Here is a 10,096-nt window from a genome sequence, read left to right as displayed (position 1 = left end):
AGCGGATTGTTTTAAGACATTTAATATCACGCATTCATTAAGCAAGAAAGGGTGTCCATATGACAATGCGGTAGCGGAAGCGACATTTAAAACAATTAAAACGGAATTTGTAAAAGGCCAACGTTTCAACTCAACGGCTGAGTTACAACGCGCTTTTTCGGCTTATGCTTATTGGTATAATCATAAACGATTACATTCTTCGTTAGGCTACTTGCCTCCCGTTGAATTTAAAAAACACTTACCCCTTAATTTTTTTGTTTGAAAATGTGTTGCCATTCCACCACCTAACTTACTAATAATAAGGTTATTATAATCCAATAAGGCAAATTATTAGATTGCTTTTTAACGTGTCCAAAATTAGCCCAGTCAATAGGAGGGGGTAGCAAATTTCTATAACTCTACACGTTTAAAACCACCCAACCTCCTTTTTATGCAAAACCGCGAATTGAAATAATTTTTTTGACTGCTATTACTAAATGGGGAATCATAAATAGCTATAGTTGCGTAACTCAAACCAATGTAATAAACCTGCTGGCTTTTTAGCAGATTGCAAATGTAATACCTGTATGGTGGAAATCAGCATAGAGCATTTATTCTTTTCCTCTAATAATTGCCCTGGATCAACCTTAAAATCATCCTAGCTTAACATTATGATTAATAATTATTTTATTTTAATAAAAAAATAACGCTATTTAAATATATTTATATTTCAATTAGTTAATTACAGGATCAAGATTATTTTAATAATGTGTATAGTAGTGAACAGTAGTGAATACTAGTGAACACCAAAAAATATATATAATAAGTATATAATATATTGATATATATAAATTAATATTAGGTTAGTGAATAGTAGTGAACACTTTATATTAAAAGTTTAAGATTATGGGGAGGTAAGCATAAAAACAGCCTAATGACTGGGTAAGTAAAGGGTGACATTTGAAAAAACACCCCTCAGATATGAGGAGTGGTTATTATGGAGAATTGAAGTGTGTAACCCAAATATGAGGCACGGTATGAATAGCGTGATATGGTTAATGATTAACTAACTTTAAATTGCGGTTACCTGATAGTGAGACATTTCCTTGGCTTGCTTGCTCAACAAAGTCACCCCACCAGTCAAGCATAATACGCTTTTGATGTTCATATTCTGCTTTGTTGTAGGCTCGCCTTACTGCGTTTTTATCTACATGCGATAACGCGCTTTCAATGACATCATAATTAAAGCCTTGTTCGTTTAAAGCGGTACTAGCTAAAGCTCTTAATCCATGCGCAACTAACTTATCTTTGTATCCCATGCGCTTTATTGCCATGTTAGCGGTTTGGCTACTCATTGGCTTGTTATAAGGCGGTCTTGCTGTTGGGAAAACAAACTCACTTTTATGATTAATAGATTTCATTATCTCAAGTATTTTTATTGCTTGCGGTGATAAGGGTATATTGTGAGGTCTATCCATTTTCATGCGTTCGGCAGGAATACTCCATAATTTTTTATCTAGATTAATTTCTTCCCACTTAGCCCCTACGGCTTCACTTGGTCGCGTTAATGTTAATAACTGCCATTCAATCACGCATCTAGTTTGCAATTCAATCTTTGCCATAGCTAAAGCTTGCATGAACTGCGGTAACTCAGTAGGGGGAATAGTTGGCTGATTTTTTACTTTCGGGCTATTAAATACGTCGGTGATTTTAGCTAGAGGGTTATTATCGATAATTCCCATATTGACAGCATAATACATTATTTCATTAATTCGCCGGCAAACTCTTTTTACTGTTTCGTATTTATTATTGTTATTTAATGGCTGTAATGCGTTAATCGCTTTGATAGCTGTTACTTGGTTTATTGGAATGTCTTTTATATAAGGGAAAACATGATTTTCTAATGAACGCCAAGCCTTTTTGAGCGTTTGTTCTTCTAAACCTTGTTCTGTTTTGAATTTGAACCATTTCTCAGCCATAGCGTAAAAGGTATTATTACAAGCTTCTTGCTTACGTTGTTCTTGTTCCGCTTTGTGATATTGTGGATCTATCCCTTGCTTTATTAATTCTCGCGCTTCATCTCGTTGTTTTCGCGCTTGTTGTAGCGAGGTTTCTGGGTATTTACCGAAAGATAATAATGTCTCTTTATGTGATATTGGCTTTTTATATTTAAATCGCCATAATTTAACCCCTGTCGATTTAACTAACAAAAAAAGACCTCCACCATCAAAATACTTTTTATCCTTACTAGTGGCTTTTAATGCTTTTATTTGTGTGTCAGTTAAGGGAGTAGTTTTTACAGCCATTTTTCACCTTTGGGGGTACGCAATAATAGGGTATTTAATTATACCCCCAAATCTACCCCCATTATTTTTGGTTGTAAATGTACCTTACTGATACTTAATGAGCAATAAAATAGACTTTGAAGCTTGTTATTACTGGGTTTGGTGTGCTTTTTTGGGTTTAAAAGAATGTTACTGTTTATTGATTTGGTGCCGTGGGCGGGACTTGAACCCGCATACTCTTAGAGCACTACCCCCTCAAGATAGCGTGTCTACCAATTTCACCACCACGGCGCCGTTGTTATTCAGGTATATCTGAAGTTGAATTTTGCTGTACAGGTTGAGTAATTGGAGCTGTAATAGGTGCGGTATTACCTTCATTCAGCTGTGTTGTTACTGGTACAGTATCTTCAATATTCTCAAATTCGCTAGATGAAGCTATTCGTGGTTTGCTACCTAAATTTGAAAGTAAAATGCTTATTACAAAAAACAGAATACCTAATAAAGTGGTAGCGCGAGTTAAAAAATTCCCACTACCTGAAGAGCCAAATAAGGTTGCAGACGCACCAGCTCCAAAAGACGATCCCATATCAGCACCTTTGCCACGTTGTATTAGAACTAATCCAATGATGGCAATTGCAATAATCAAATAACTTATAATTAAAAATCCGTACATTTTAGCCTGTCAATTTTATATTTTATACAACAGAATTTATTGATGCGGAATATTAGCGAAAGACAGGCCAACAAGCAAGTAAAATTTAAAATATAGTTGATATATTTTGAGCATTTATACTTTTAAATAAATAAAAATACGTCGTTTCTATGTAAAAAATATCTTTTTTATATTATGTATTATCGTTTTACAAATTTGCTTCATTTAGCAAAACAAATTAATTGATGCTTTTTTAATTTTATAATTTCTATATTATTTCACAATCAATTGTACGTTTTTTTAGGAAAACCAGTATAATGACGCCATTTTATTATCGTTCACATTGATTTTATGAAATTTATTGTTAAGCTTTTCCCCGAAATTACCATTAAAAGTGATTCTGTTCGTTTACGTTTTATTAAAATATTAACCAGCAATATTCGTAATATTTTAAAGCATCATATTGAAAATGTCGCAGTTATTCGTCATTGGGATTTTATTGAAGTTCGTCCAAAAGTTGAAAATAGTGAAGCTAAGATACTTGAGTTATTAACGCGGATCCCCGGTATACATCATATTTTAGCCGTTGATGAAATCACTTTTGTTGATATGCATGATATTTTTGAAAAAGCATTGGATTATTATGCTCCATTAATTGAAAACAAAACGTTTTGTGTACGCGTGAAGCGTCGAGGTAAACATGAATTTACTTCAATTGATGTTGAACGTTATGTTGGTGGTGGGCTTAATCAACATGTGTCTTCGGCTAAGGTTAAATTAACTCATCCAGAAATCACCGTTCATCTTGAAATCGACAAAGAAAAGTTACTGCTGGTAAAAGGTCGACATGCTGGCATTGGCGGTTTTCCAACTGGTACACAAGAAGATGTTCTTTCGCTTATATCGGGTGGTTTTGATTCTGGTGTATCAAGTTATATGCTAATGCGACGCGGAAGCCGAGTGCATTATTGTTTCTTTAATCTTGGCGGAAAAACTCACGAAATTGGCGTTAAACATATGGCTCATTACCTATGGGAACGTTTTGGTAGTTCGCATAAAGTGCGTTTCATTGCTATTGATTTTTCAGATGTTGTTGGTGAAATTCTTGAAAAAATTGATGATGGGCAAATGGGAGTTATTCTAAAACGGATGATGATTCGTGCGGCATCAAAAATTGCGCAACGCTATAAAGTGGAAGCTCTTGTTACTGGAGAAGCATTGGGGCAAGTATCAAGCCAAACACTTACCAATTTACGTTTAATTGATAATGCCAGTGATACATTAGTTTTACGTCCTTTAATCACACATGACAAAGAAACCATTATCAATATTGCGCGTCAAATTGGTACTGAAGATATAGCTAAAACAATGCCAGAATTTTGTGGCGTAATATCTAAAAGCCCAACGGTTAAAGCCGTGAAAGAAAAAATTGAAGCAGAGGAAATGAATTTTAATTTCACGATTTTGGATAAAGCAGTTGCCGAGGCTGAAAATATTGATATTCGTGAGATAGCAAAACAAACTGATACAAAAATTGCTCATGTTGAAACTGTCACAACTCTAAGTGCCGAGCACGTAGTTATTGATATTCGTTCTTCAGAAGAGCAGGAAGATAACCCACTTATATTGAGCGATATTGAAGTTAAGCATATTCCATTTTATAAGTTAGCAACGCAATTTGGGCGTTTGGAACAATCAAAGCAATATTTGCTATATTGTGATCGTGGCGTAATGAGTAAGTTACAAGCGCTTTATTTAATTGACCAAGGTTTTAGTAACGTAAAAATATTTTCTATATAAAACTTAACAATAATTTACTATATTATTAGTACTTTTTGCAGATATAATAAATTTAAAATAAAGATAAAGAGGACTGCAATGAACAGCAAATTACTTGTAGTTGATGATGATCTAGAGATTACTTTGTTATTACGAGAATTACTCGAATTAGAAGGATATCAAGTTGAAGTTGCTAATACTGGCACTCAAGCTTTAGAAAAGTTTGATAATACAATTGATCTTATTCTACTTGATATTATGATGCCTGAAATGAATGGATTTAGTGTATTATCTCAACTTAGGGATAAATTTACAGTCCCTGTTATTTTTTTAACAGCTAAAGATAATGAGTATGATAAAGTTATTGGGCTTGAATTAGGGGCTGATGATTACATTCTAAAACCATTTAATGATAGAGAGCTTCTCGCTCGAATTAATGCGCTTTTACGAAGAACCCGTTGGGATAATAGCGTTGATAATGATTCTCATAAACCAAATCAGTATACTATTGATAAATTGAATGTAAATAGAAAACAACAATCTGTTTATTTTGATAACAAATATATTGATTTAACGGGCACTGAATTTCAAGTGCTACTTAAATTTCTTGAAAATGCGGGTAAAATAATCTCACGTGAAACTTTAAGTGAATCTGTTTTAGGTAAAGAGCTTGCCCCTATTGCTAACTCAATTAATGTTCATGTTTCTAATTTAAGGAAAAAACTTCCTCATCGAAGTGATGGTTTACCTTGGATTAAAACATTACGTGCTAAAGGTTATTTATTTGTGGTAGATAAACAAGATGATCTATTGCAAAACTAAGCTAACATTTAAATGAAGACAACATAACATGTGGCTTTTTGACCGACTAACCATTAGAATTTTCACTACATTTTTACTGACAGTAGCCTTTTTTCTAATGTTAATTATGGTTATACCTAATCTCGATTCTCGAAATTTAACGTATTTAGCAAATAAAGACAAGCAAATAGGTAATGTACTTGCTAATCAAATTGAAAATGATCTTATTAATATACCTAAAGATAGTTTTCGATGGTGGATGCGTTTTATTGTTGTGATGGATAGTTATCAGAAACCAGGTCAATTTTTATTTATTGTTACACCCAATGAACAAATTATTACTGCTGAAACTAAAAATCTTGATTTAGTAAAAAAATTTAGAGAAAAATCTAAAAATGTTAATGATCCTGCAAAGAAGATTTATGATTCTCAAGAAATTATAGGACCGTTTTTAGTTCATTATTCTAATGCCCAATATCAATTATACATTTTACAACAAGCCACAGATATTCAATCTCAACTTGTTAATTTTATTTTTGATCACCCTTTTTTATTATTAACTTTGACTATGCTTGCAAGCTCTCCCGTCTTACTTTGGTTATCTTGGAGTATTGCAAAACCTGCTCAAAGGTTAAAAAAGGCTGCTGATCAGGTTGCAAAAGGAAATTTGCAGGAGTGGCCAGAACTTGAACAGATAGGTTCATCAGAATATAAAGCAACGGGTGCTAGTTTTAACCATATGTTGAGAGAACTAAAACGAATGCAAGAGCTGCAACAGCGATTGTTTTCTGACATTTCCCACGAATTACGCACTCCATTGACTCGATTACAGCTTGCTACAGCTTTATTGCGTCGAAAACAAGGCGAAAGTAGCGAAGTTATGCGTATTAATGCTGAAGCATTAAAATTAGACTCTATGATTGTTGATTTATTATCATTGGCAAGGCAGCAATATGACAATAATGAAATTCGTGAATTTAATAAAATTGATTTATTATTTAAACAAGTGCTTGATAATGCAACTTTTGAAGCAGAACAAATAGGTAAAAAGTTTACTGTTACCAATCTTCCTACCAACCATACTATTTTATGCTATCCAATTGCTTTATGCAGCGCACTTGAAAATGTTATACGTAATGCATTTCGTTATTCTAATGAACAAATTGTTATCAGTTTTATTGAAAAACAACAAAAAATAACAATTACAATAGATGATGACGGAGTTGGCGTCGCTGAAAGTGAGCTTGAACAAATTTTTAGGCCATTTTATCGCACAAATGAAGCTAGGGATCGCGAATCTGGCGGAACAGGATTAGGGCTAGCTATTGTAGCCAATGCAATTATTCGCAATCATGGGACTGTTAAAGCTGAAAAAAGCCACTTGGGTGGACTTAGAATTGTGATAGTATTGCCCATTCATCAATATAGATAATAAAAAGAGAAAAATTGTGTCAAATACTGTATTAAACATCGTTTTATTTGAACCAGAAATTCCAGCTAATACTGGTAATATTATTCGTCTTTGTGCTAATACTGGGTTTAATTTACATATTATTGAACCAATGGGCTTTTTTTGGGATGACAAAAAATTGAAACGGGCAGGGCTTGATTATCAAGAATTTGTGGATGTAAAACGTTATAAAAACCTCAATCATTTTTTGGAGAATAATCAAATTGATTTATTAACTCAAGTTTACGCACTGACCACAAAGGGACAAAGGTCACATAGCGAAGTCAATTACCAACAAAATGATTTCTTGATGTTTGGTCCAGAAACTCGGGGTTTACCGAAAACTATACTTGATGTATTACCTCAAAATAAAAAAATACGCATTCCTATGTTAGCAACGAGTCGCAGCATGAATTTATCTAACGCCGTAGCGGTTGTGGTTTATGAATCATGGCGCCAGCTAAAATACAAGGGGGCTAGTTTCGGATAAATATATAATCACTACATAATAAACCAGATATTGGCAATATTTTTCTTCACAATAAATTTGAAACTATGACGCAAATAATACTAACAGATACAAAATAACAGGCCAAATAACGAATTAAAAAATAGTCGTTTTATTTGCGATCTGATATCAAATATTTTCAATATATTTTTATATTGTAGTTGAGCATAATCGATAAATGATTATATAATTATAGCCCCAATTTAACCGATTACGAATAAAGTAATCATGAATACATGCTTGAGGATTTCTCGTGCCTGATATGAAGCTTTTTGCTGGTAATGCCACACCAGAACTAGCAAAACGTATAGCTAATCGTCTTTATACTTCTCTTGGTGACATTGTGGTAAGCCGTTTTAGTGATGGTGAAGTTAATGTCCAAATCAATGAAAATGTCCGTGGTGAAGATGTTTTTATTATTCAATCAACTTGTGCCCCTACCAATGACAATTTAATGGAATTATTAGTTATGATTGATGCAATGCGCCGAGCATCTGCTGGTCGTATTACTGCTGTTATTCCTTATTTTGGTTATGCAAGGCAAGATCGTCGAGTTCGTTCGGCTCGTGTACCTATTACTGCTAAAGTTGTTGCTGATTTTCTATCAACTGTTGGTGTCGATAGGGTATTAACCGTTGATCTTCATGCCGAACAAATTCAAGGCTTCTTTGATGTGCCTGTTGATAATGTATTTGGTAGCCCAGTTATTTTAGAAGATATGCTACAACGTGAGTTTGATCGCCCAATTGTTGTTTCGCCTGATATTGGAGGAGTGGTGCGTGCTCGTGCGATAGCTAAACTGCTTAATGATACTGACATGGCAATTATTGATAAACGTCGTCAACGTGCCAATGAAGCTGAAGTGATGAATATTATTGGTGATGTTGCTGATAGAGATTGTATCTTAGTTGATGATATGATTGATACTGCAGGAACACTTTGTAAAGCAGCTGATGCTTTAAAAGCGCGAGGTGCAAAAAGAGTATTTGCTTATGCTACCCACCCGATATTTTCAGGTAAAGCAGTAAGTAACATTAAAAACTGTGCCATTGATGAAATTGTTGTTTGTGACACAATTCCATTAACGGCTGAAGTAAACGCATTGAAAAATGTTCGCCAATTAACATTATCAGGTATGCTTGCTGAAGCAATTCGTCGAATTAGTAACGAAGAATCAATTTCAGCAATGTTCCATCAATAACCTATTTTATCATTGGTATAATGCCCCTTTTTTGGGGCATTTTTATCGATAAAATCTAGTGACAATAAAAATATTATGACAACGATAAAACTGATTGTAGGACTCGCCAATCCCGGAAATGAATATGCAGCAACAAGGCACAATGCAGGTGCGTGGTTTGTTGAGCAATTGGCTGAACGTTATAATCAATCATTAAAAAATGAACAAAAATTTTTTGGTTACACATCACGAATCAACATTTCAGGTCATGATGTACGTTTATTAGTTCCAACTACTTTCATGAATTTAAGTGGTAAAGCTGTTCAAGCTATGGCGACATTTTACCAAATAAAGCCAGAAGAGATCTTAGTTGCACATGATGAACTCGACTTAAATCCCGGAATAGCTAAACTTAAGTTTGGTGGTAGTCATGGTGGGCATAATGGGCTAAAAGATATTGCTAGTAAATTGGGAAATAATTTAAATTTTTATCGGTTAAGAATTGGTATTGGACATCCTGGCGATAAAAATAAAGTTGTTGGTTATGTTTTAAATAAGCCATCTAAACCTGAACAGGAATTAATTGATAAAGCTATTGACGAATCTTTACGTTGTACAGATATCTTATTGTCTGATGGGATAGACGTTGCAATGAACAAGTTACATGCTTTTAAAGCTTAGTTAAATTGTTGGAAGTTTCAATAACGTAAAAATCAATAAATATCCACTTTAATAAAAAAAATCCACCTAAAATATTAGGTGGATTTAATTGTCTTAATATTCTCTTTTAAGAGAAAAGATGGGTTACATTACCACCTTTTTCAGCAATTTTTTTCATTACTTCTTTAATTAACCATGTATTCATTGCTGCGGTATCATCAGTATTGCCTGGATAATTCAGTTCTTTCGCTAAATTTTTCCGTGCATCTAAACTGCTATCTATACCTAATAATTTCAATAGATCAACGATAGATGTTTTCCAGTTGAGAACTTCAGGATGTTTTTTTGCTAAACCATCTAAAATAGATGTTACATCAACATTAGCCGCAGATGCGCTTTGTTCTACCTTTTCTTTAACTTGTTCTGAACCATTTGATACTGTATCTTTGACTGAGCTGGTAATGTTTTCAACTTTATCTTTCACTGTATCAACGGCATGCTCTACTGCTGCTTGAGCACTAGGAAATACTTTTGAAAAAATATTATTTAAGATACCCATATACACACTCCACTATTTTAATTGTTGAACTATTTTGATGTAGATACTAATACATATATAACGCCTAGAAATTAGAAATGTCAAACAGTTATGCTTCAATAGCATTTATGTATTAAAATTTAACGTTTTCTAAAAAGTTAATTCTATTTATTGATAGGTGATTTTTTATAAAAAAACGCCCTTAAAAGGGCATTAAAATTGTTAGGATTTTTGTCTAGATTAATTATAATTGATTGAAATTAT

The 10,096-nt window shown here is 33.5% G+C and carries 10 protein-coding genes and 1 tRNA gene; 7 read left to right on the top strand and 4 right to left on the bottom strand.

All coding sequences use genetic code 11. The features are described 5' to 3' along the window. On the top strand, window positions 1-262 hold a 262-nt coding region (locus A9G35_RS11340), incomplete at its 5' end, for an integrase core domain-containing protein (protein WP_141672645.1). A gap of 772 nt (window positions 263-1,034) precedes the next feature. On the opposite strand, the gene A9G35_RS11335 is transcribed toward A9G35_RS11340, so the two are convergent. The 3 genes from A9G35_RS11335 to secG all read right to left on the bottom strand — a co-directional run bounded on the left by A9G35_RS11335 (window position 1,035) and on the right by secG (window position 2,937). Then, window positions 1,035-2,285 (bottom strand): integrase domain-containing protein, encoded by a 1,251-nt coding sequence (locus A9G35_RS11335; RefSeq protein WP_065636951.1) that lies wholly within the window; start codon window positions 2,283-2,285, stop codon window positions 1,035-1,037. 184 nt (window positions 2,286-2,469) lie between these two features. Beyond that, window positions 2,470-2,555 (bottom strand) — tRNA-Leu (locus A9G35_RS11330). A gap of 7 nt (window positions 2,556-2,562) precedes the next feature. After that, window positions 2,563-2,937, bottom strand: a complete 375-nt coding sequence (gene secG / locus A9G35_RS11325; RefSeq protein ID WP_065636950.1) for a preprotein translocase subunit SecG — start codon at window positions 2,935-2,937, stop codon at window positions 2,563-2,565. Window positions 2,938-3,267: 330 nt separating this feature from the next. Here secG and thiI point away from each other — a divergent pair, with 330 nt between their 5' ends. From thiI to pth, 6 genes are all read left to right on the top strand, one after another. Then, entirely contained in the window at window positions 3,268-4,716 is a 1,449-nt protein-coding gene (gene thiI, locus A9G35_RS11320) for a tRNA uracil 4-sulfurtransferase ThiI (RefSeq protein WP_065636949.1), read from the top strand. 78 nt (window positions 4,717-4,794) lie between these two features. Further along, a complete protein-coding gene (locus A9G35_RS11315; RefSeq protein WP_065636948.1) occupies window positions 4,795-5,517 on the top strand; it encodes a response regulator in 723 nt (240 codons plus the stop codon). 28 nt (window positions 5,518-5,545) lie between these two features. Further along, complete coding sequence (gene cpxA / locus A9G35_RS11310; RefSeq protein ID WP_065636947.1) at window positions 5,546-6,928, top strand: envelope stress sensor histidine kinase CpxA; 1,383 nt, start codon at window positions 5,546-5,548, stop codon at window positions 6,926-6,928. A gap of 16 nt (window positions 6,929-6,944) precedes the next feature. Then, entirely contained in the window at window positions 6,945-7,436 is a 492-nt protein-coding gene (trmL, locus tag A9G35_RS11305) for a tRNA (uridine(34)/cytosine(34)/5-carboxymethylaminomethyluridine(34)-2'-O)-methyltransferase TrmL (protein WP_141673867.1), read from the top strand. Window positions 7,437-7,707: 271 nt separating this feature from the next. Then, window positions 7,708-8,655, top strand: a complete 948-nt coding sequence (locus A9G35_RS11300) for a ribose-phosphate pyrophosphokinase (protein WP_065636945.1) — start codon at window positions 7,708-7,710, stop codon at window positions 8,653-8,655. Between the two features lie 75 nt (window positions 8,656-8,730). Then, window positions 8,731-9,315 (top strand): aminoacyl-tRNA hydrolase, encoded by a 585-nt coding sequence (gene pth, locus A9G35_RS11295; RefSeq protein WP_065561443.1) that lies wholly within the window; start codon window positions 8,731-8,733, stop codon window positions 9,313-9,315. 106 nt (window positions 9,316-9,421) lie between these two features. On the opposite strand, the gene A9G35_RS11290 is transcribed toward pth, so the two are convergent. Continuing rightward, window positions 9,422-9,853, bottom strand: coding sequence for a DUF3597 domain-containing protein (locus A9G35_RS11290; protein ID WP_065636944.1), 432 nt, complete (start codon window positions 9,851-9,853; stop codon window positions 9,422-9,424). Window positions 9,854-10,096: the final 243 nt, after the last annotated feature.

It is taken from the genome of Gilliamella sp. Choc5-1, assembly GCF_001690595.1.
Classification (GTDB): Bacteria; Pseudomonadota; Gammaproteobacteria; order Enterobacterales; family Orbaceae; genus Gilliamella; species Gilliamella apicola_M.
This window is presented reverse-complemented; position numbering and strand designations above follow the sequence as displayed.